Origin of the sequence: Zunongwangia pacifica (assembly GCF_023499215.1) — a bacterium.
In the GTDB taxonomy this organism is placed as follows: domain Bacteria; phylum Bacteroidota; class Bacteroidia; order Flavobacteriales; family Flavobacteriaceae; genus Zunongwangia; species Zunongwangia pacifica.
This window is the reverse complement of record NZ_JAKHSK010000009.1, coordinates 1-21,679: the sequence shown is the minus strand read 5'-3', so window position 1 is coordinate 21,679 and position 21,679 is coordinate 1. Positions and strand designations below refer to the sequence as shown.

16 protein-coding genes and 1 pseudogene are annotated in these 21,679 nt (G+C 37.7%); 7 read left to right on the top strand and 10 right to left on the bottom strand.

The features are described from left to right. Position 1: 1 nt before the first annotated feature. The 4 genes from L1967_RS07740 (at position 2) to L1967_RS07725 (ending at position 5,599) form a co-directional block, all read left to right on the top strand. A complete protein-coding gene (locus L1967_RS07740; protein ID WP_249601155.1) occupies positions 2–283 on the top strand; it encodes a hypothetical protein in 282 nt (93 codons plus the stop codon). Positions 284–292: 9 nt separating this feature from the next. Then, on the top strand, positions 293–1,876 hold the full coding sequence (locus tag L1967_RS07735; RefSeq protein WP_249601154.1) for a PepSY-associated TM helix domain-containing protein: 1,584 nt from the start codon (positions 293–295) through the stop codon (positions 1,874–1,876). A gap of 69 nt (positions 1,877–1,945) precedes the next feature. Then, on the top strand, positions 1,946–4,312 hold the full coding sequence (locus L1967_RS07730) for a TonB-dependent receptor (RefSeq protein ID WP_249601153.1): 2,367 nt from the start codon (positions 1,946–1,948) through the stop codon (positions 4,310–4,312). Between the two features lie 24 nt (positions 4,313–4,336). Then, positions 4,337–5,599: a DUF4374 domain-containing protein gene (locus tag L1967_RS07725; protein WP_249601152.1), complete on the top strand. Its 1,263-nt coding sequence runs from the start codon at positions 4,337–4,339 to the stop codon at positions 5,597–5,599. 162 nt (positions 5,600–5,761) lie between these two features. Here the strand turns inward: L1967_RS07725 and L1967_RS07720 are convergent, their stop codons facing one another. The 5 genes from L1967_RS07720 to L1967_RS07700 all read right to left on the bottom strand — a co-directional run bounded on the left by L1967_RS07720 (position 5,762) and on the right by L1967_RS07700 (position 15,341). Continuing rightward, positions 5,762–7,435, bottom strand: coding sequence for a sulfatase family protein (locus tag L1967_RS07720; RefSeq protein WP_249601151.1), 1,674 nt, complete (start codon positions 7,433–7,435; stop codon positions 5,762–5,764). A 28-nt stretch (positions 7,436–7,463) separates the two neighbouring features. Further along, positions 7,464–9,812, bottom strand: a complete 2,349-nt coding sequence (locus tag L1967_RS07715; RefSeq protein ID WP_249601150.1) for a beta-glucosidase — start codon at positions 9,810–9,812, stop codon at positions 7,464–7,466. Between the two features lie 2 nt (positions 9,813–9,814). Next, positions 9,815–10,693 (bottom strand): alpha/beta hydrolase, encoded by an 879-nt coding sequence (locus tag L1967_RS07710; RefSeq protein ID WP_249601149.1) that lies wholly within the window; start codon positions 10,691–10,693, stop codon positions 9,815–9,817. 5 nt (positions 10,694–10,698) lie between these two features. Then, on the bottom strand, positions 10,699–13,011 hold the full coding sequence (locus tag L1967_RS07705; protein WP_249601148.1) for a glycoside hydrolase family 3 protein: 2,313 nt from the start codon (positions 13,009–13,011) through the stop codon (positions 10,699–10,701). Between the two features lie 62 nt (positions 13,012–13,073). Beyond that, entirely contained in the window at positions 13,074–15,341 is a 2,268-nt protein-coding gene (locus L1967_RS07700; RefSeq protein ID WP_249601147.1) for a TonB-dependent receptor, read from the bottom strand. A gap of 756 nt (positions 15,342–16,097) precedes the next feature. Here L1967_RS07700 and L1967_RS07695 point away from each other — a divergent pair. The 3 genes from L1967_RS07695 to L1967_RS07685 are packed head-to-tail and all read left to right on the top strand — an operon-like array spanning position 16,098 to position 17,277. Further along, the gene (locus L1967_RS07695; protein ID WP_249601146.1) at positions 16,098–16,418 is read left to right on the top strand and encodes a transposase; all 321 of its coding nucleotides are present in this window, start codon (positions 16,098–16,100) and stop codon (positions 16,416–16,418) included. Next, positions 16,351–16,830, top strand: a complete 480-nt coding sequence (locus tag L1967_RS07690) for an IS3 family transposase (RefSeq protein WP_249601145.1) — start codon at positions 16,351–16,353, stop codon at positions 16,828–16,830. Before L1967_RS07695 ends, L1967_RS07690 begins: the two co-directional genes overlap by 68 nt. A 9-nt stretch (positions 16,831–16,839) precedes the next feature. Further along, entirely contained in the window at positions 16,840–17,277 is a 438-nt protein-coding gene (locus L1967_RS07685; RefSeq protein ID WP_338063524.1) for an IS3 family transposase, read from the top strand. A 209-nt stretch (positions 17,278–17,486) separates the two neighbouring features. On the opposite strand, the gene L1967_RS07680 is transcribed toward L1967_RS07685, so the two are convergent. The 5 genes and pseudogenes from L1967_RS07680 to L1967_RS07660 form a co-directional block, all read right to left on the bottom strand. Then, complete coding sequence (locus tag L1967_RS07680; protein ID WP_249601143.1) at positions 17,487–17,846, bottom strand: TfoX/Sxy family protein; 360 nt, start codon at positions 17,844–17,846, stop codon at positions 17,487–17,489. A 2-nt stretch (positions 17,847–17,848) separates the two neighbouring features. Beyond that, complete coding sequence (locus L1967_RS07675) at positions 17,849–18,487, bottom strand: DUF2461 domain-containing protein (protein ID WP_338063523.1); 639 nt, start codon at positions 18,485–18,487, stop codon at positions 17,849–17,851. Positions 18,488–18,519: 32 nt separating this feature from the next. Next, positions 18,520–18,924 (bottom strand): hypothetical protein, encoded by a 405-nt coding sequence (locus L1967_RS07670; protein WP_249601141.1) that lies wholly within the window; start codon positions 18,922–18,924, stop codon positions 18,520–18,522. A 45-nt stretch (positions 18,925–18,969) separates the two neighbouring features. Next, a complete protein-coding gene (locus L1967_RS07665; RefSeq protein WP_249601140.1) occupies positions 18,970–19,785 on the bottom strand; it encodes an RNA polymerase sigma factor in 816 nt (271 codons plus the stop codon). Positions 19,786–19,841: 56 nt separating this feature from the next. Next, a pseudogene (locus L1967_RS07660) lies at positions 19,842–21,401 on the bottom strand (IS1182 family transposase). Between the last annotated feature and the right edge of the window lie 278 nt (positions 21,402–21,679).

Here is a 21,679-nt window from a genome sequence, read left to right as displayed (position 1 = left end):
TATGCCCGCTAATAAGAAACATCTTACAAAATCACCATTACATCGTCTCTTAAAAATAACAGCTGGTTTTGCAGGAGGTTATGTAATAACCGAATTATTCTTTATGATCCTTATTAAATCTATTGATGAACCTGCTGCCATTATTAGTCTCCAGTTTGCCGGTTTCATCTTATGGGCATGCCTGATGATCCTTGCATTTATTCCCAAAAGCGGACTAAAATCATTAGGGATCTATTTATTAAGCAGTATTTTACTACTTGTCATTTTTATACTTATCCCGTAAAGCTTTTGTATGTCACAACGTCTATATAATATATTCTTCCACACCCATACCATTAGTGGAATCATTATCAGCGCGCTATTATATGTTATTTTCTTTACCGGCTCTATTGCCTTTTTAAGGGATGAGATCAATGCCTGGCAACGAAACCAACCTATTGAAGATAATTATTTCAACACTATAGATTTTGATCAGGCTTTGGACAGCATGGCTAAAGATCAACAATTATATGGAAGGGATATCACCTTTTCTCATCGCTATTTTGAACGCAGGGTGACTACCTCATTCACAGCATCTAAAGATACCAGCATTGTAGATAAAGCGTTGGGAAGATATGGTAATTACTTTTATATGGATATGAATTCCTTTGATAAAAAGAATTACATGGAAAATTATTCGCTGGGAGAATTCTTTTATCGGCTGCATTTCTTTGCACAATTAAATTTCTTTGGAAGATCAGGATATTTAATAGCCGGATTGGTGGCATTCTTCTTTCTCTTTGCTGTGATCACAGGAGTTATAGTTCATTGGAAAAAAATTATTTCCAGCTTTTATGTCTTTCGTCCAAAAGCCAAATGGAAAACGATATGGACAGATGCCCATGTAGCGCTGGGAATGATTGGTCTTCCCTATCAGTTTATGTTTGCAGTAACCGGCTGTTATCTTATTATAGGCTATACCGTAATGCTTCCACCGGTTCAGGAATATTTATTTGAAAATCAATCGGAAAATATTCAGGAGGTAATGAGTTTTAAAGAACCGGTTAATATAGATTTTCAGGGAGAGCGACTTCAAAACAAGGTATCGCTCAATAAGATGGTGCATAATACACTTGAAAAATGGCCAGACTTAATAATAGATGAAATAACCATTAATAATTATAATGATAAAGGCATGTATGTAAACATTGCCGGATCACCAGGCTTTGATCGTTCTCTAGCAGGTAATGCTTATATAACCTATTTGGCAGATGGAGCTGTTATAGCCGAAAAATCCATCGACCAGCCTAAAGGCTATGCTGCCGGTGCATTTAATATACTAAGAAGACTGCATTATGGTGATTTTGGAGGATATGGACTCAAACTTATTTACCTTGTTCTGGGCTTTATTACCTGCTTCGTCATTTTATCAGGAGTCCATATCTGGCTGATAGCACGAGACAAAAAAAATGTTTCGGCTTATAAAAGGAAGTTTAATTTTTGGTTGGTTCAGGTTTATACAGCATCCTGCCTTTCATTATTCCCTGTGACGGCACTGAGTTTCGTTGTTATGAAATTAACCCATCAAACCGGTGGCAGGGAGGTACTTTATCCTGTATTCTTTTATAGTTGGCTCGCACTGGTAATTTTATTTTTATTTCGTAGGAACAATTACTTTACGAATAAAACCTGTCTTTTACTTGGAGGACTACTAAGTATACTGGTACCTGTAAGCAACGGGATTATTACCGGAAACTGGTTGTGGATCGCTGCAGCCAAAGGTTATCACCAAATTATGGTTGTTGATATTTTTTGGTTACTCACTGCTTTAACAAGTTTTGCCGTTCTTCTAAAAATGAAAAAACGTTCTATTACGCCAACAACGATTATAAATTAATATATCACACTCAATAATCTATTGTGATTCTTTGATTGTTTATTTATAATAAATCTTAATAAAAATAACATGAATAAAAGATATCTTCTTACTATCTGTTTCAGCCTTATCTCTATATGGTTCATCCCTATGCTCGCTCAAGAAAAGTCCATTCAAATTTATGGAAAAATCACTGATCAAAATGGCGTTCCGGTTTCCGGAGCCACTTTTTCCATAGCTGGTAAAACAACAGGGGTCATCAGTGATAATAAAGGAGTCTATTACTTAAAAACAAACCTTACTGGATCACAGAAAATAAATGTGAGTTTCATTGGATATAAAACTTATACTGAAACCATTAGTTTAGAAGAGGCCAAAAGTTATGAACTTGACATAGTCCTAGAAAAAGGCTACAATCTAAGTGAAGTGATGATCATTGGTAAAAATAAGATTCAGGAGATAGAAGCCCTAGCTTACAACGTAGATGTTATTGATGCTACTAAATTAAAAAACAGTACTCTGGATGTTGCTCATGCACTTGACAGGGCTTCAGGAATTCGAATGCGCGAGAGTGGTGGTGTGGGATCAAGGATGAGCCTATCCATGAATGGTTTTCGTGGTAATCAGGTTAAAATCTTTATTGATGGTATTCCTATGGATAATTTCGGAAGTGCTTTTCAACTCAATAATATTCCCATAAATCTTGCTGAGCGTATAGAAATTTACAAAGGTGTGGTACCTGTTGGTTTAGGAGCCGATGCCCTGGGAGGTGCTATTAATATTGTTACCAATACTTATGAGAAAGACCGATTAGACCTTTCATATTCCTACGGCTCCTTTAATACGCATCGCACCAATGTCGAGATGACCAAAATATTTAAAAATGATATTGTTGTAAACATCAATGCATTTCAAAACTATTCGGATAATGATTATAAAGTTAATGTTGATGTAGCCGACGTAAATACCGGAGCTTATAGTCGAAACCAGGAAGTACGACGATTTCATGACCAGTATCATAACGAGACCTTTATTGGAAATCTCGGAGTAATCAATAAACCTTACGCTGATCGGCTTCTTTTTGGGATCACTCTAGGACAGGTATATAATGAAATTCAAACTGCACAACGTTTGGTAAGAGTGTTTGGCCAACGCCATTCCAAAAGCAACATCATCATGCCTACTTTAAAGTATCAAAAAAAGGATCTTTTTGTTAAAGGTTTTGATGCCTCTATAAATGCCAATTACAATTTGGGAAAAGAACAGGTAATCGATACTGTTAATCGCAGATATGACTGGTATGGTAATTACAAAGAATTAGGAAACGGAAATCCTGGCGGAGAGCAATCTTTTACATATTCCAAATTTCAAAATAATAACGGACTTGTAAATGCATCCTTTGATTACAAAATAGATGAGTATCAAAAGTTATCTCTTAGTAATGTTTTTACAAGTTTTGACAGGAAACAGGAGAACCTGCTTGACCCTGAGGAGAATAATTACAACCAGCCCAGAAAATCATTTAAAAACGTACTTGGTCTTGGCTATCAAATAGAACAAAAAGACTGGAGTGCCACCGTATTTGTAAAGAATTATAATCAAGTTAATAACTTCATACAATCCTACAGAGAATCCGGGAGTAATGATCTTATAGAAATTGAGAGACATAACCGAATTAATAATTTTGGCGGGGGGATCGCCGGAACTTATTTCATTGAGGATAATATTCAATTAAAGGCTTCATACGAGAAGAGTTACCGATTACCTACGGGTAATGAACTTTTTGGAGATGGGAATATCACGCTGGAGGGCAATACCAATTTAAAACCAGAGAGCAGTCACAATTATAACTTCGGAATTGCCTATTCTTTTATGCTAAGATATGATCATCGTTTCCGTATTGATGGCACATTATTCTATAGAGATGCTAAAGATTTCATACGTCCAGGATTTAACACCCATCAAGTATTACAAACCATGGAAAATCTTAAGGATGTCACCAATTTAGGAGGTGAATTACAAATCAATTACACCTATAAAAACTTGCTTGCAGGAGTGAACCTTACCTACGAGAATTTAAGAAATAATACAAAATATGTAAAAGGTACAGAAAGCCTGGTGTATCGTGACCGCATTCCCAACATACCTTATTTCTACGGAAACGGAAATCTTACATACAATTTCAGCAATATCATGAATACCGGGAACCAATTGAGCCTGGGCTATAATTTGCTGTATGTGCATGCTTTCTATCTCTTTTGGCCCTCTTATGGAACAGCCAACACTAAGCATGGCATACCTGAGCAATGGTCGCATGATTTTACCGCTACTTATATGATGGATCATTTTAGCTTTACACTGGAAATTCGAAATATTCTAGATAAAAACCTCTATGACAATTTTAGTTTACAAAAACCGGGAAGAAGCTTCACCGGAAAAATCAGATATACCTTTTAATCAATTTTAAATTAATATATGACCATGAAACAAGTAAAAAGTTATTTTTTAATCCTCTTATTTTCAGCCACAATTTTTAGTTGTAGTGACGATGATACGCCTATAAATACAGATAAGGATTCTGGTGAAAATCCGGAAGATCCTTCAGAGGTAGAATCCAGATATATTGTAGCTGCAACCCCAAATGCCCTGGAAGGAGTAGCCGACTACCTTCTAGCCTTGGAAAGTCTAAATTCAGGAGAGATCAGCTTAGTAGGAAATGGTGTTGAACAAGACGGAACCTATCGATACTACATTAAAAACAATAATAAGTTCTTTAGTTTATTATACGGACAAGGAAATCCTGGAGCGGTAACCACCTACCAGTTAAACGCTACCGGTAAACTTGATATGATTTCCGATTTCCAGGCAGAAACAGTGCAGTCCTTTACCAATATGGATGATGAAATACTTATGACCAAAATTTCAAGAAATAGCACTAATCCATTTGCCAGTTGGTACCGTCTTGATACCAAAACGTCACAATTGATTGGTGAAGGTCAAATAAACACACAAGAAATTATTGATAACGATGAATTGGCTTTTTTTACCTGGATGACTCAGGTTGGTGACCGGGTATATGCTCCTTTTATGAGTGTAAAAGCTTGTTGTAATGATAGCTTCGGTACAAATTATCCGGATCAGGCATGGATTGCGGTATACTCCTATCCCGAAATGGAATTACAAACTATTATTGAAGATGACAGAACCAGCTTTATTGGCCGTTATTTCACCAGTGGTTTAGGAGTTGTTGAAAGCGGTGACATCTATGCTTTTTCTTCTTCAGTGGCGACCAATAACGGAGAGGCAAATTCAATAAAACCATCTGCAATTACTAGAATCAAGGCTGGGGAAGAAGTATTTGATGATTCCTATTTCTTTAATCTGGAAGAGGCTTCTAACGGATATTATATGACCCAACAAACCTATATAGGTAATGGAGCATTTTTACTGAATATGAGTCCTGTTGCTACTAAAGGGGCCTATACTACCGGAAAACGATTGGCTATTGTCAACGTATACGATAAAAGTCTTATCTGGGTGGAAGGGTTGCCAGCAGAATCTGCTATTAAAAATATTACCGGACAAAATAACTATGTGGAAGATGATATTGTTCATATTGGGGTTACTACTGAAGCAGGAAGCTATATTTATCAGATAGATGCAACTAATGCTAAGGCAACCAAAGGAATAGAAGTTCAAGGAGGAACCATTACAGCAATAAGCAAATTAGAGATTGAAAATTAAGGGTCTGTAAATTAAACTGAGTCCTGATATAAAGGTCTATAAACAAAAATTCCTCTGGATATCTCACCAGAGGAATTAAATTGCTAGATCTTTAAATTAATCCTATAAATCAGATATCTAAAACAGACCTACTATTCTAATTTATATACTTTAAGGAATCTCTTAATCCCTATTCTTTAAATATTCCTCATACAACCTGTGCATTTCTTCAGGGGTTAATTTCCAATATTCAATTATAGGATTTTTTTTCACCTTTTCTTTATATTCTTCGATAAACTGTTGGTTTAGGCTATCATTGTCTTCATATTTTACGCGTAATTCTTCGAGCTTTTTATGAAGTTCTTTTTGAACTTCTGCGTATTCCGAATCACCATAAACATTATTCATCTCACCAGGATCTTTCTCCAAATCATACAATTCCCAAACATCCATATCATAATAAAAATGAATTAATTTGTACTTATCGGTAGTAATCCCGTAATGACGTCTTACATCGTGCTCAGAAGGATGCTCGTAATAGTGATAATAATGTGCTTCTCTCCAATCTTCAGGAGTATTCCCTTCTAAAACCGGCACTAAACTTCTTCCTTGCATATCATCAGGAATATTTGCTTCGGCTAAATCCAGAAAAGTTTCAGCAAAATCTAAATTCGAAACCAGATCGTTATTTTCTGTTCCTGCTTTTATTACTCCAGGCCATTTAACCAATAATGGTGTTCTTAATGATTCTTTATACATCCATCGTTTATCAAACCAGCCGTGTTCTCCTAGATAGAATCCTTGATCTGAAGTATAAATCACAATCGTATTTTCATCTAAACCCGCTTCTTTTAAGTAATCTAAAACATTCCCTACACCTTTATCTACGCCCGCTACAGATGCTAAGTAATCTCGCATATAACGCTGATATTTATATCGGGTGAGCTCATCACCTTTTAGGTTTGCTCTCTTAAACTCTTCGTTAATAGGACCATATATTGAATCCCACATTTTTTGCTGGGCTTCGTTGAAACCAGCTTGTGGCTTATCGGTTATTTTAATGTCCTGCTCCATTTTCATCGCATCAGCGATAGACATATAATTTAAAGAGGCTACTTTTCTATTGCCTGAGTAATCATCAAATAAAGTTTGTGGCTCAGGAATCTCTACACCTTCATACATCCCCAATTCTTCTGGACCGGGTTGCCAGGGTCTGTGTGGCGATTTATGCCCCAGGAACAGCATAAAAGGTTGGTCGTCAGACTTTACAGAATCTATCCAGCTAATAGCTTTTTCGGTGATGATATCTGTGGCATAACCTTCTAATTGATATTGCCCTTCTTTATTTACAAAAAAGGGATTATAGTAAGAACCCTGTCCGGGTAAAATATCGATATAATCAAAACCTTTGGTTGGGGTTTGCCCTAAATGAAGTTTACCCAGAACCCCAGTTTTATAGCCGGCTTCCTGCAACAACTCTCCAAAAGTTTGTTGAGTAAAGTCAAATTTACTACCGATGGTATTATCCACAAATCCATTTTTATGACTGTATTTTCCAGTCATTATCGTGGCTCTTGAAGGTCCGCAAATGGAATTGGTAACCAAAGCGTGATTAAACAACATCCCATCATCAGCTATTCTATCGATATTAGGTGTGGGTGCCACTTCTGCCAATCTTCCGCCATAAGCACTTATGGCCTGATAAGCGTGGTCATCACTAATAATAAAGACAATATTGGGCCGCTTTTTGGTTGCTTGTTGTTGATTTTCCTGCTGATTTTCTTCCTTGTTATTTTTACAGGAAGTAGCCATCAAGAAAACGGCAACTACATAAAATATATTTTTTATATGCTTCATAAATGATTGAAATTATATAATAATCCTACTAATTTTTCAAAGTTTCCATTGGTACATCTAAAGGAAAAGCGGGGTTCACTTTTTCAACAGTAATATCATTTTCTACAGAGAAATCTTCTGTAAGCTGAATGTCTAAAGAAGAGGCTCCAATTTTTACGGTATAGGTTCCTTTTTCAGCCATCCAGGCACTTTTTTCGTTTACAAAAGAAGCTAGATCTCTGGCTTTTAAAGTGAATTTTAATTGCTGAGATTTTCCCGGTTTTAAAAGTTCGGTTTTTCCAAAGGCGCGTAATTCTTCTGAAGGTTTATCTACCATTGCTGAAGGAGCGGCAACATACACTTGTACCACTTCTTTACCGGCAACTTCGCCTGTATTGGTTACTTTTACAGAAACTTCCAGTTCATCATCAAAAGTTGATTCGCTCAATTTTAAATCTGAATATTCAAAAGTAGTATACGAATTTCCATAACCAAACTCATAAGATGGTTTTACATTAAAGGTATTGAAGTAACGGTAACCTACGTAAATTCCATCTTTATAAAACACTTCTTTGGGATCGTTTGCAGGAATTCCTGGGAAGTTAGCGGCAGATGGCTGATTATTATAATCCATAGGGAACGTCATTGTTAATTTTCCGGATGGATTTTTTTCACCTGAAAATACATCGGCAACAGAGTTTCCACCTTCTTGTCCTGCTTGCCAGGCTAGCAAAATAGCATCTACTTTATCTTTCCAGCTTGCGGTTTCTATCACCCCACCAATATTCAAAATAACGATTACTTTTTTTCCTTCAGCGTGAAAAGCCTCACTTACGGCGTTAATCATTTTAACTTCATCCTGCCCCAAATAAAAATCGTCATTTATTTTTCGATCGTGTTGTTCTCCTGCATTTCTACCAATGGTAATCACGGCCACTTCAGAAGCTTTGGCTTTTTTAGCCAGCATTGCTTTTTCTAAAGACATTTCAGGAATACGTTGTACCGCGGCTAACAAACCTTCTTCTGCACGGCGTTTCATTTCCTTTTCGGTCGATGCTTTTACAAAAGGAACATAGGTTTTCTCCAACTCTTGGTCGATGCTATATCCCGCATTTTTTAAACCTTCCAATAAAGAAACGGTATAGGCTTCGTTTACATCGCCACTACCCGTTCCTCCGGCGATAAAATCGTAAGAAGTGTTTCCAAAAAGAGCCACAGTACCCGATTTATCTTTATAAGGCAGGGCTTTTTCTTCATTTTTTAATAACACCATCCCTTCGGTAGCGGCATTACGGGTTACTTGGGCGTGCGCTTTTAGGTCGGGTTGATTACTGTATTTGTAGTTGGCCACTGTAGGCGTTTTCAAGATATAATTTAAAATTCGGCGTAAATTTCTATTAATCGCTTCTTCACTTACCGTCCCTTCTTTTATCGCTTTTATTAAGGCTTCTTTTTGGGCTTTTGTTCCCGGCATCAATAAATCGTTACCAGATTCCATTTGCGCTATGACATCGCTTACACTACCTTTCTCATTAATAGCAGCGAAACCGGGATAACCGCCAAACCAATCGGTCATTACCATTCCTTTATAGCCCCATTCCTCTCTTAACACGGTGGTTAGTAAATCTTCATTGGCGGAAGCATACGTCCCGTTAATTTTGTTATAAGCGGTCATAATGGTCCACGGTTGCGCTTCTTTTACGGCAATTTCGAAACCACGTAAATAAATTTCGCGCATCGCTCTTTCAGAAATATGCGCATTTACCGATAATCGATTGGTTTCCTGATTATTTGCGGCAAAATGTTTTACAGAAGTCCCTACATCGTGCGACTGAATTCCTTTGATATAGGCGGAAGCTATTTTTCCGGAAACCAAAGGATCTTCAGAATAATATTCGAAGTTTCTTCCGTTTAGCGGATTGCGATGAATGTTTAAAGCAGGAGCCAATAAAACATCTACGCCGTACTCTTTTACTTCTTCTCCCATCGCTTTGCCCACTTCTTCGATTAACTGGGTATTCCAAGTAGAAGCTAATGCGGTTCCTACGGGGAAAGCGGTTGCGTAATAGGTATTGGGATCGTTTTGTCGTTTAGGCTGAATACGTAATCCTGCGGGACCATCGGCAAAAACGGTTTCCGGGATTCCCAAACGTTCAATGCCTGAGTTCCCACCGGCTTGTCCCAACACGCGTACATCAGGTTCTCCTTCTAGAGGCACTAACCCTGCGTAATCGGGCATTCCGGGACCCACTAATAAATCTACTTTTTCCTCTGGCGTCATTGCCGCGATCACTTCATCTATCGAAGCTTTGCCAAATTGCGGTGCTTTTTGCGCGTTGATAAGCTGAGAACTTACCAGCGCTATAAAGGCTAAAATTTTAAGTTTACTTGTTTTCATAACTAATCGATGTATTTATATTGTTTTAACCAGTCTTCGTATCTTTTATACCAGGAATCTACTGGTAAATCCTGAGTTTTCATTCCAAAACCGTGACCGCCTTTCGCATAGATATGCAGTTCCACCGGATTATTGGCGGTGAGCCATTTGGTATATAAAGCAATACTTTTTGGGGCTAATTTTAATTGATCGTCACTTGCAGCCGCAATAAATAATGGAATTTCTTTGGGGATATCCTGAGCCATCAAATCGTCACTTGGCCCGCCATACAGCGATGCTGCAAAATTAGGAAGTGTTGCTGCTGAATTACTGCGGAGTACACTTTCTAAAGCTACGGTTGCTCCTGCCGAAAATCCAATCACCCCCACTTTCTGCTTATTTACGCCTAATTTAGAGGCGTTATCCCTCACGTATTTTAAAGCAGCTTGCATATCCTGACCGGCTAAGTTTTTAATCTGAACCGTGTTTTTATCAAAAGCTGCACGGTCTTTTAAATTTTCCATTAGTTCTTGCGCCGGCTTATCGGTTTTAGAATGCACTAACCGATATTTTAATACAAAAGCAGTAACACCTTTGGAAGCTAACTCTTTGGCTACTTCAATCCCTTCCCGATTGATGGATAAGGTTTGAAAACCACCACCGGGAGCGATAATAATGGCGGTACCGTTTGGATTTTCAGGTTTAAAAACCAATAACGAAGGATCGGCGACATTATAAACCACTTCTGTCTGAAATAATTCTGAATATCGCTGCGCTTCTTCCCAGTTCCAATCTTCAGAACCGGGTGCTTTTCCCTCGTAAAGTTTAATGACCTCATCCTGTGCAGATAACTGAAAAACAGCCATCAATAATACCAGGGAAGCTATAATTTTAGTGTTCATTGTTCTTATTTTTTAAATTTTAAAGTTCTCTCGTCTTTAATGACACCGTTCCAGTCTAAACCGAAACCGAAATCATAGGTGTTTTCTTCGGAATCCTGATAGGGAACCATATCAAAAGGGACGTCTTCTTTTTGTGCTTCAACCGTTTCCATATTGGCGGGCATTTGTACGGGTAATAATCCTGAAGGCTCCGCTTTTCCTGAGATAATATCCATTACGGCCTGGGTTGAAATTCCGAAGTTTAACACGATCCCTTCTACCTGAGATTCAAATTCGCTAAAAATCATCGGTTTATTTGCGGTTACTGAAACGATGACGGGTTTATCTCCCATCAGCATTTTAGTATCTTCAATAGTTCTTAAATCCATTATGTTTGAAGCGGTAGAAGATTTTCCTTTGTACGAGCGATTGGTAATTTCTGGATCAATCACCGGATCTCCGGCAGCAATACTTTGCGCTCTGGCGGTGGTTGCAGTATAGGTTTCATATTGCAGGGAAATAGGTACATATCCATTGCCACCTTCTTTACGATCTACTTCGCTGTAACCGGCTTCTTTAGTTTGCGGATTTCTCACAAAAACGAGTGCAAAATCGGCCTTTTTTGGATCTTCAGTTACGTTGTAATATTTCTTGATCAATTCTATATCTACCGGATAATCGAAGGTGGCGGGAGTAGGAATACCCCACCAATCGGTTGAAATCGGCGTATAAATTTTAGGGATGTAAACGGTTTTCTTTTCTTTTATTGGTAAAACCTGATCTTTATTTTTCAGCATTACTACAGATTTTACCTGCGCTTCATAACCGGCCTTCATAAATTCTGCATTACCAACAATTTCTTTGGTTGTTTCGATATCTAAATAGGGGTTTTCAAACAATCCGGTTCTAAAGATATTCTTCAATAATCGAACGGCAGAACGCTCAAATCTTTTGCGCATATAGTCTTCACCAAATTCTTTTACGCCCATTTGATAGGCTTCTAAAACAGGGCCTTTTTCGTTATTTCCACCAAATTGGTCTACGCCTGCTTTTAGTACTTTATAATGACGTTCTGCAACACTAAGTGCTTCGGTTCCCCAGGGTTTTCCGGCAAACGTACCGGGAGTTTTTCCTTCATCGGCAGTGATAAGCCAATCGGTACACACCACACCGTCGTACCCATATTTGTCGCGAAGCAGTTCTGTAATCATATATTTACTGAAACCGTTCCCTACATTCTCGTTATACATATCATCGCGATCAAAACTAATCGTATAATAAGGCATTACGGCCGCTGCTTTTTTGGTACCGCCATCTAGTTTAAAAGCGCCTTCGGTAAATGGTTTCAGGTGGTCTTTAAAATTATCGCCGGGATAAACGGCAAATTTTCCCATTGCCCAGTGAGCATCACGACCTCCTTCTTCTGGGCCACCGCCGGGCCAGTGTTTTACCATCGCATTGACACTTTCGTAGCCCCAACCGTCGTTGATTTCGGCATCTTTACCGGAGGTCTGAAATCCTTCAACATAGGCTTTTCCCATTGCTTTTACCAGTTCTGGTGATTCGCTAAATACATAGGCGATACGGTACCAACGTGGCTCGGTTCCTAAATCTATTTGTGGTGAAAGTGCTGTGGTAATTCCTAGCGCGCGGTATTCTTTGGCGGCCATTTCTCCGAATTGTTTTACCAATTTAGGATCGAAGGTGGCTCCCATCGCTAACCCATCGGGCCATAAGGAAATAGTACCTCCTGCCCCGGCATTAAATTCTGAAGTAACCGTTGCGGTATTTCTTGGGTCTGAACTGTTATTGGCGGGAATTCCCAAACCTAAACTTTCTACATACGCCTGTACATTATTATTCCATTGTGCAGCAACTTCAGGTGATTTTACTGCGGTTAAAAGCACGTGACGTAAATGGTCTTCTTTTAAAAATTGCTTTTGCTGATCTGAAATTGCTGAGGCTTTTAGTCCGCTTTCAGAAAAAGGCTTTCCGTTATAAGTTCCTGCACCAAAACCAATTTCACCAGCCGGAATAGATTGATGTTGACTGTACAACATTAATCCGGCAATTTGTTCAACAGCCATTTTAGAGGCCAGATCTTTTGCACGTGCTTCTACGGGAAGTCGCCAGTCTTCGTAAGGATCCAGCTCTCCATTTTTGTTTAAATCTTTAAAAGATTCGCCATTGTCTTTAATGATTTTAACTCCAGAAGTTGTACTGTACCCTAAAACGGTTCCCGATTTACTGGTGAGCGTTTTTATATCCTGCGCTTCTTGTGAAAATCCTAGTTGGATCCCTAAAGCTAAGCTTAGCAATAAACAAGTTTTTGTTTTCATAGTGCTATGATTTATAAGCACCAAAAGCATCCGGATTTGGATGCTTTTGATGGTATTGATTGTTAAAAATTAAAGCCTACGGAAAGTTGCGCGGTAAAGGGACGAATATAAGATGAGGTTAATAACCTTCCGTAGTAAGGTGCTGGATCTTCAATTAATTCAGCTCCGTTAATGGTTCCTTTAGCACCTACCTGGTTTAAGAAATTAACCAGCGTAAGACCAAAATTTAAATGATCGTTGAGTTTGTAATTTACGCCTCCAAAATTCTCCCATCTGGGCGCGAAAGTCAGCGCGTTATTGATATTGGCGTATTGTTCACTAAAATATCTAAAACTTGCCCAAACTTTCCAATCTTTATAGGTATAACTTGGGTCTAATTCGATTAAAACTTTAGAGATTTCTAATACGGTTTTGTCACTAAAGTCATATTTATTTCCGAAAGCGTTAAAGGTAAAATCCTTGTATTTTGGATCTTGTACGGTTAATAATCCGTGAAAACTGAAACCTTTAAACGGGGTCAGCACCACATCGGTAGTCCAACCTAAAGTTTCAATATCATAATAGGTGGTGGTTTGCTGAGTCTCTGAGTTATTTTGTGGATTTACTAAATTAAAGCGTTTTAAGTAATTATTTTTAGTTAGGTAGGTTACCTGCGATACTAAGCTCACCCAATCGCCATTATAAAATATACCGGCAGCGCCCAGCGGACTTTTGCTAGTGGTGGTATTTGGGGTTAAATTGGCAGAATATCGTTCTAACCTACCGTTTTCTTCGGTATATTGAAAGTTGGCCAATACTCCAAATTTCTTGGTGATGTTATAGGAAGCGTTGATCTTTCCGGCGATATTGAACCAGTTTTGATTAATAGGTGTTTTTTCGGCATCCTGAATGGTGAAATCGATCCCTCTTTGTTGTAAGGAGTATTCGCCATCGATATGATGATGTCTAAAGAATATACCGTAATTTAATTTAAAACGATCGCTTACCTGCCAATCGTCGCTGGCATAAACGGCTAGTTTATTTTCTATACCGGTATGAAATTCTGCACCGCCATTATAACCGTAAAATCCATATTCATCTGTGCTTGGACTGATTAATCGTTGGGGTTGATTTTCTACGGTTTGATAAAACAGTGCACGGTTGGACAAATAGTTATCTATATCATAATATTGCTCTAAAATACCAAGGGTAACATCGTGATCTTCTATTTTTTTGTTGATGGAAAATCTTCCCATAATAGCGGTCGTCGAAATCTCAGGAGAGTTCATTCCTAATTGCGTCCCTACAGCTCCTGTATAGGTTTCTCCGGTACTGGCAATTTTATATCCATCTGCGGCATCGGCATTAAAAATACTTATTGGAATAATATTTAATAAGGAAGCTTTCGCTAAGTGTAAACGGGTAGAATATTTAAAGTTCCATCCACTATCCATAAGGTAATTACCAAAAATATCTACATTATGTGATGTATTGGTATTGTCTTTACCATCCATCGATGCCCAATAATAGTCTCCACCGTCTACATCTTTAAAACGTACTTTACCATCCCTTACAATATAGGAATCACGGCCAATCTTAAACCCGTCTATTTCGTTGGCTTCGCCATCGGGTCCGTATTCGATCACCGCATAGTTGGTGGTGGTGTAAGAATCTGCATATTTATAAGAAATATTAAATTCTCCTTTCCCCTCTTTAAAACGTTTGGTGATACCCGCTCTAAAAATTTTGGTCTGGTCGGCATAATTATTATAGCCTAAATCGTAGGTACTGGGATCGAAGTTTACAAACGCCCCTGCGGTATAAGACCATCCATTTTCTGAAATTGGTCCTGAAACATTTAAATCTCCCTGAAACCACCCAAAATGACTTCCTGTTAGTTTTCCTTTAATTTTAAATTCTTCAGTACCGGTTTGTGTATAGGAGTTAACGGCAAAGCCTAAATCTCCCATCGTACCGGCTAGCTCATCCATTTTTAAAAGTCCGGTTTTTTGCAGACTTACACTTTGCCTCCAGGTTTTGTTAGGTAATTCTGGCCAAAAAAGATAGACCACAGGTAAATCGTTTTCGAGAATGGTTATACCTCCTACACTTCCGGGTAAACCTATATTTACATCTCTGGGACCCGAGTTACTGGATGCGTTGAGCATCACATTCCTATCGCTTCCGTTTTTCTTGCCTTTTAATTCTTGTTCTAAAGTAATAGAATCTTGTGTTTTTAAATTTTGCCCTTCTTCCTGCGCGAAAAGTGATGATGAGGCACATAAAGAAAGTCCTGCAAAAAGTAAGCTTAACTTGCTTCGTTTAAAATTTTGGCTGCTATAATGCTTCATTTTGAAACTTTTGTAAATTGGTTAAAAATTTTCCATTTTAAATGAATTTTAAGATGGAAAGAAATTAGTTTTTGTTAGTTTTTTCTACCATAAAATAAATGGGCTTTTTTTTAAGATTATCCCGTAGAGATAACCTTCTACATTTTTCATTTCCTTGAATTGAGAATAAAATTTCCGATGTTATTAAAATCCGTTTTTTTGAATTCTTTAGCGCTGACTTACATAGTTTTGTAAAAATCTAACTTGTAATACATTTTTGTAGTTTTCTTTACTAATTCATTGTGACGACCGCCTATAAAACATAAAATTGTAAAAAGGACTTCACCAGCTATATTATAGAATACCTTACCGATTTTCATAAACTTGATCCTATCTACCTAGTTATCGTCTAACATTATAAAGGAAACATTAGGCTTTTTTGACTATTGAGATTCTTTAGTTTTAGTAAATCAAATTAGCGGTAATCCCCAAATTCACAAGCTGTAATTAAGCAAGCAAACTCGTAAAATTATTGTTTTAATAGTGATCGTTTTTTCATATCAATTATAACGATTTCGATTAAATATCCTTATTGATTCTATTTAAAGCAATATTACAGATATTTACTATTGTTTCAAAATGAAACTTTGATAAATCATAAAAAAATCCTCCCTCACTTATAAGTTTAGAAATTATACCATATCAATTTTGGAGTTGCTACTTTTATTCGGACATAAAATTTAAGACCGTTTGTTACCAAACAAATATCTTAGAGCCATGAAAAAACGCTATTATAGCCCCGAATTAAAGGAGCAGGCACTACGATTAAGTTACCAACGAGACAACATAAAAGAGCTGGCAGATGAACTGGGCATAGAGGTCCAAAGGATCTACAAATGGCGCAAGGCAGCCCAAACAGCTAGTTTGCCTAAACCAGAAAAGCCTATACCCGATGATGCGCTAGATATTAAAAGGTTACGTAAAGCTCTTAAAGAAAAAGAACTTGAACTAGAAATATTAAAAAAGGCGATTGGCATCCCAGCCTGCCGGCTGGCAGGTTCTCCAAGAGCGATGGGAGATCTATGGATTTATAGCTAGTTATAGGCATTTATATCCCATCGAGAAAAAGTGTAAGGTTTCTAAAGTAAGCAGGAATGGCTTTTATAGATGGTACACCTCTGGTCCATCAAAACGAGTGTTGGAATGTAGCTTGTTTACTGATTTGATTAAAAAGAAATTTGACTTGAGTAAACGGCGATATGGTTCTACTAGAATAGCTGCACAACTAAAACGTAAAGGATACTGTATATCCAGAGGCCGAGTATCTGTAATTATGAAAGCAAACCACTGGTTTAGTAAGCATAAAAAGAAAGTTAAAGTAACCACAGATTCCAATCATGGTTATGTTATTTGCAAAAATTTACTTAATAGAGAATTTAATCCTAGTAGGTTAAATGCAGTTTGGGTAAGCGATATTACTTACATTCCACCCCATCAAGGCTGGTTGTAACTCACCACTATCATCAATTTGTTTGATAGGCAGGTAATAGGTTGGTCATTGAGCAAAAGTCTGCATGTAAACCAAACCATCATACCTGCATGGAAAATGACTATAGGTAAGCGTAAAATAAACATGGATTTAATTTTTCATTCAGATAGAGGGGTGCAATATGCTTCGAAAGCCTTTAGAGCATTTATTAAATCTAATCCTTTGGTAACTCAATCTATGAGTAAAAAAGGGAATTGTTGGAATAATTCTGTGGCTGAATCCTTCTTTAAAACCTTAAAAGTAGAACTTATTTATGATGATAATTTTAAAACTATAGAACAGGCTAAAACTAGCATTTTTGAATACATTGAAATAGGGTATAACAGAAAACGATTACACTCCTATTTGGGGTATAAAACCCTTTGTGAAATAGAACAAGAATTTTATCAATTTAAAAATGTGGCATAAGTCTTAGAAATATTGTCTCACTTTTTGTTGCAAGTCCACTCAAGTCCCATACATCCTAATGGCTAATATTGAAATGCTCTCAAGAGGAGAAACTAATCGCCATAGAAGACCTATCAATCGGCAATCCCGATAATTATCGGGACCGGTTTAGTCTATAGCGAGTTCATATTGGGCATACCAGCCACAAGAATCTTAGTTATTGGCAGTAGTTATTTCTTCTTACTCGCTTTCGCCATTGGGTTAAAATCCAGACATAATTGCACCCAATACTCCAAATCTTTATGCGTATCGATTCCTTCACCTGAAACAAAAACGAAGCCCTTCATCGCTTTGCCAGTAATATTAAATTCGGAACATCCTTTTTGTTTTAGGGCATTGTCATACACATTTTCACCAATTCTCGCCATTATTCGGGCATTGCCTGTGGTTTTTTCGGTATCTACACCTATGCACATTTTGTCGTTTACCATAAAGCACAAACCGCCCATCATTTTTTGTTCTCTATATGGAGTTTTCTTCTCTTTTAGAACTTGCCGAACACGGTCAGCCAAAAATTCATCGTAAGCCATGCTTATTTTTTAATTGCTTCGGTTAGAAAATCATTCAAAGGTTTTGCCGTATGCCAATACTCCATAAGTTCTTTGACTAAATGATTGCTTGTAAGCAATTCTGTTTCTCGCATTGCTACCACATAAAATTGTTTTTTCGCAATGAGCGGTTCTGCTTCAAAGGTTTCTTGAAATTCCTTTGGAATACGCTTGTGTTCTTCGCCTTGAATGCTTCCGAATTTTGAAACTAATTTATCATTGGAATACAAATCTTTGAATTTTTGAGTGTCTGATTTAATGGCATTTCTCATGTTAAACAGTTGCGTGTCCGACACTCCATAACAACCAGCCATTATGTCGATTTCTTCTACACCAAAACGCAAATACAAACCCGGAATGCTTTTATCCTTATTTCCTTTGCCGGAAATAAATGCGGTGTAGTGAAGATTATAAGGTGTTTTATCTTTTGAAAAACGAATGTCCCGGTTGATTCGTGCAATGCAATCTTTGGGTTCGACATTAAGTTCAGCATCGAACTTTTTGATTTCTTCAATCAAATCTTTTAGGAAAATTGCAAAAGGATTTTTCACACTGGTTTCGTATCTTTTTTGTTTTCGTGAAACCATTCTTTGTTGTTGTTTTTTGCTAAATCCTTGAAGAATTCAACAAAATCAGTGGTGAAATAAGCCATACTTTATTTTTTATTGATTTTAAATACAAATGTCATTGCCAGACCCACCAGAGCAAAGTGTACCACAGAATAGAGAAGTTTGATTAACACAAATTTCCATACGGGGTTAACCTCAAAAGTGGCAGGCTCAATAAATGAAGCGTAGCAAATGTCAAATACGCCCACCAAAAAAATGAGTGTAAAACTCTCTTTAAGAGGATTTTTCCCCTCATAAAATTTTGAATACAGTACATAAATGGCAATGGACTGAATAACCATTGTCAAAAAGCCAAACTGAAAAAGTGGAGTGCCTCGCCAGCCAACAGCCATTTGGTTTAAGGTGTTGTCAAACAGAATTTCATTGTATAAGGTTGCCCAAGTGAAAGTGATTAGGAGATAGGCGAGGAGTGTTTTAAAAAACTGCTTCATATTGTCTAAATTGTTTTAGTTATACGCTTTAGACAAATCAGCCAATCATTTCGGACGGGATTCAAGTATTTTTTTTTCGATTCCTTCCTCAACCCAGTTTTCACAGTTTTCCAACATATAGGTATTGATGATTGAGTTTTTGGTATTTAAAGGATCAATGCTTCTTACTAAATCCAACCGCAAATTGAGTAGATATTCTTTATCTGCAGAATGGCCTTCCTGAACCAATTTTAATTCGTTGGCTTGTATATGGGCATTTTGTTTAGAATTTAAAGCACCTGTAAGGGCTGTACATTGGTGGCAAACTCCCTGTTTATTTACAAAAGCACATCTTCCGTCAAAGATGCGAATCATATTTTTTCGTGCATCTGCTAATGAATGTTTTACCACACCCTCGCTGAGATTAGTTATTTGCATAATTTCAGATACCTTAAAGTCGTACACATCTTTTAATAAAAGACAAATCTGTTGCTTAAGAAGCAATGTTTTATTTATGCAATTGAAACAGTAGTTGATATGTTCCTTTATCTCATATTCTCGTTCAGGTGTAGATTGGAATACAGTTTTAAATTTATCGAAGTGCGAAGTTGATTTAGAGTGAAGATTGGCTCCATAATCTTGGGCATTTTCTTTCCACCTTTTCTGCTTGTCCAAGTGATTTTTTGCAGTGTTGAGTGCAATGGCGAAAACCCAAGTCTTAAATGAAGACCTTTCTTGGAAAGTGTCAATTTTATGAAATACTTTGAGGTAAGTTTCTTGTACAATGTCCTCGGTGTCTTGCCTATTTGATACCAATCGAAAGATAAATGAGGATAATTTATCCTTCAATGACAGAAATTCTATTTCGTATTGTTCTTTCAATTTTTGGGTTTAATTATTGTTAACGGCAGTTTGTCTCAAAACTACCTGCTTTGGTTTTAAAAATAGTTGAAATTAGGATTGAAAACAAAATTTATACTATAATCAGTATTTTTTGTTGGACATTCGGTAAAAGCTTTATTCATTCTTATAGAGGCTTTTATACACTTCTTGAAGGTTAAAAAGAGGGCTACGATGAGTGGCTGTAAATCAATTTTAGTATTGAACAATCTTCTTAAATTATAGACCAATGCGATCAATCTAAAATCAGCTGAAGCCGCCTTTATTCCCTTGGTCAAAGCCCCACTGTCTTTTGATTGTACCGTAGGGGTGTTCAACTAAGGCTTGTCGCTTTTTATACAGCGCACCGCTTTGAGCAATGCGCTTAGCGTTGTGCTGAATATTTTGTGTGTACTGAGTGCGCTGAATGACCTTTCCATTGATTTTTGAAGTAGTGCAATTATCTCGTACCGGGCATTCCTTACAGGCCTTGGTCTTGTATTGTTTGAAAGTATAGTTGCGGGCTTTGTACCAGGAGCCATTGCTGTATAAAATATTTCCCTGGGGGCAAGTATAGGCGTCATCATCAGGATTATAGGTAAAGTGTTCAGCATTATAACTTGGATCCGGTGCCTGGCTTTTACGGCCAATGGCCGGAATGGCAACCAGGGTATTGATGCCCAGTCTATCGGCAATATAGAACTCGCTCCCGGTATGATAGCCTTTGTCATAAAATGCAGTAAAGGAATTTGATTGTAAAATGGACTTGGCCCTTCTGAGCATGAAGCCCATTGCTTTTTTATCATTCTGATTGGTGAGTTTATAATCGATCAGCAATTTATGTTTGGCATCCACGGTAGTCTGAGCCGTGTAGCAGACCTCGGTAACGGTTCCCCTTACAATTTGATGCCGGCTATCGGGATCAGAAGTTGATCGTTGTGGGTTTTCAGAAGAAGTATCGTTGTCTAATTGTTTTTGTATTGCCCGGTACTTGACCTGTTGCTGTTTGCGCCCTTTTATTTGCTCTTCAATTTCTTTGGTTTTTTTCTGATCGCCATCAGCCTTGGCCAATTCTTGGTTATGCTCTTCGAGTTTTTTATCGATGTACTCTAAGTGCCGCTGAATTTTCTTTTTGTTGTAGTTACCTGCCTGCGGCAGTCAGGTTTTTTTTTGCTGTTTTGCGCCCTTAGCTTAGTAGAGTCCCCGGCAATAAGTGTTCCCCCGATCAGGTTGAAGTTACGGGCGATGGCCACACTTTGCCGAAATACTTTTCGGATGGCTTTTGGGTTTTCTTTTCTAAACCGGGCAATGGTATTGTGATCGGGTTTTAAGTTTTTAATCAGCCAGATCACTTCAATGTTACGATAAGCCTCTTTCTCCAACCTTCGGGAAGATCGCATCTGGTTCATATAGCCATAGATAAAAAGCTTGAGCAGGTCTGCTGGATGATAGGGCGGCCTCCCTTGAGGGGCTATGGTTTGAAAGCCCATCTCGGATAAATCGAGCAAGTTTACAAGTTGATCAATGAGTCGTACGCTATTATCCTTGGGAATCATATCATCCAAACAGGTTGCGTAAAGACTAAGCTGTTCCCGGTCTTGTCCTTGTTGGTATTCCATATCTTAAATATATGGAATTCTTAGGTTTTGAGACAGTCTGACGGTCTCGAGTATGGACAGTTGTGGGTTGGTTAGCCAGGTTTTGTCCGCTTAAAATAAATATAGCTAAAAACATCGAATATCGATTAAGTGTTTAGCCGCAATTGACCATACGCGTTGTGTGTGCCCAGCATGGGCATCTTTATCATATCTAAGATATGATATTAATCTAGAGGGTGCAAGTCCCTTATGGGCAGGGGTGACGCCTTGAACCATTAGTAAGCTGCAAGGTTGCTAAC

Coding starts and splice junctions, on each gene's coding strand:
- L1967_RS07740 (WP_249601155.1), top strand. CDS start 2: ATGCCCGCTAATAAGAAACATCTTACAAAATCACCATTACATCGTCTC.
- L1967_RS07735 (WP_249601154.1), top strand. CDS start 293: ATGTCACAACGTCTATATAATATATTCTTCCACACCCATACCATTAGT.
- L1967_RS07730 (WP_249601153.1), top strand. CDS start 1,946: ATGAATAAAAGATATCTTCTTACTATCTGTTTCAGCCTTATCTCTATA.
- L1967_RS07725 (WP_249601152.1), top strand. CDS start 4,337: ATGAAACAAGTAAAAAGTTATTTTTTAATCCTCTTATTTTCAGCCACA.
- L1967_RS07720 (WP_249601151.1), bottom strand. CDS start 7,435: ATGAAGCATATAAAAAATATATTTTATGTAGTTGCCGTTTTCTTGATG.
- L1967_RS07715 (WP_249601150.1), bottom strand. CDS start 9,812: ATGAAAACAAGTAAACTTAAAATTTTAGCCTTTATAGCGCTGGTAAGT.
- L1967_RS07710 (WP_249601149.1), bottom strand. CDS start 10,693: ATGAACACTAAAATTATAGCTTCCCTGGTATTATTGATGGCTGTTTTT.
- L1967_RS07705 (WP_249601148.1), bottom strand. CDS start 13,011: ATGAAAACAAAAACTTGTTTATTGCTAAGCTTAGCTTTAGGGATCCAA.
- L1967_RS07700 (WP_249601147.1), bottom strand. CDS start 15,341: ATGAAGCATTATAGCAGCCAAAATTTTAAACGAAGCAAGTTAAGCTTA.
- L1967_RS07695 (WP_249601146.1), top strand. CDS start 16,098: ATGAAAAAACGCTATTATAGCCCCGAATTAAAGGAGCAGGCACTACGA.
- L1967_RS07680 (WP_249601143.1), bottom strand. CDS start 17,846: ATGGCTTACGATGAATTTTTGGCTGACCGTGTTCGGCAAGTTCTAAAA.
- L1967_RS07670 (WP_249601141.1), bottom strand. CDS start 18,924: ATGAAGCAGTTTTTTAAAACACTCCTCGCCTATCTCCTAATCACTTTC.